The 999-nt window shown below is 75.3% G+C and carries 1 protein-coding gene; it reads left to right on the top strand.

The window, feature by feature from the left end:
* A partial coding sequence (locus tag D7X12_RS41520) for an OPT/YSL family transporter (protein WP_208719639.1) occupies positions 1 to 999 on the top strand: 999 nt, incomplete at both ends.

Genomic DNA, 999 nt, shown 5'->3' on the forward strand with positions numbered 1-999 from the left:
GTGGGGTGTCGCTGGAGCGGCTGGGGTTCGCGCTGGAGACGGGGCTGATGCCGGTGGGTGGGGGCGCGCTGCTGGGCGTGCGGGTCACCGCGTCGATGCTGCTGGGGGCGCTCATCGTGCACGGTGTCGTCGCACCCCGGTTGATGGCCGCGGGCCTGGTGCCGCTGGAGGGCGACTTCCTTGCGTGGTCGCTGTGGCCGGGCGCGGCGGCGCTCACCACCGCGTCGCTGTTGCAGTTCGCGCTCCAGGCCCGCGTGTTCGGCCGGGCGCTCCGGGGGCTGCGCTCGCGGGAGCGGGTGGCGCGTCATCCGGTGGAGGCGCTCCAGGTGCCCGGGCGGTGGTTGGCGGCGGGGCTGCTGGTGCTCACCCCGGCGACGGTGGCGCTGGCGCACTCGGGCTTCGGGGTGCCGGTGCCCCACGCGCTATTGGCGGTGGCCCTGTCGTTCGTGCTGTGTCTCATCTCCTGCCGCGTCACGGGGGAGACGGACATGAGCCCGGTGGGGGCGCTGGGGCAGGTGACGCAGCTGACGTACGGCGTGCTCCGGCCCGGTAACGTGGAGGTGAACCTCGCCACCGCGGGCATCACGGTCAACGCGACGTCGTCCGCGGCGGACCTGCTCACGGACCTGAAGGCGGGGCACCTGCTGGGCGCGCACCCGCGCCGCGTGTTCCTGGCGCAGCTCCTGGGCTGTGTCGTGGGCTCGCTGGTGGTGGTGCCGCTGTTCTACCTGCTGGTGCCGGACGCGTCCGCGCTGGGCACGGAGCGCTTCCCGGCCCCGGCAGCCACCGTCACCGCGGGCGTGGCCCGGGTGCTGGCCTCCGGCCTGGGCGCGGTGTCGCCGGACCTGCGCATGGCCATGGCCTGGGCCGCGCTGGGAGCGGCCGTCCTCACGCTGGGCGAGCAGGCGCTGCCCGCGCGCTTCCGCGGTTGGACGCCGTCCGCCGTGGGCGTGGGGCTGGCGTGCCTGCTGCCTGCGTCCACCTGTCTGGGGTTCTTCC

The sequence above is a fragment of the Corallococcus sicarius genome (genome assembly GCF_003611735.1).
GTDB lineage: Bacteria > Myxococcota > Myxococcia > Myxococcales > Myxococcaceae > Corallococcus > Corallococcus sicarius.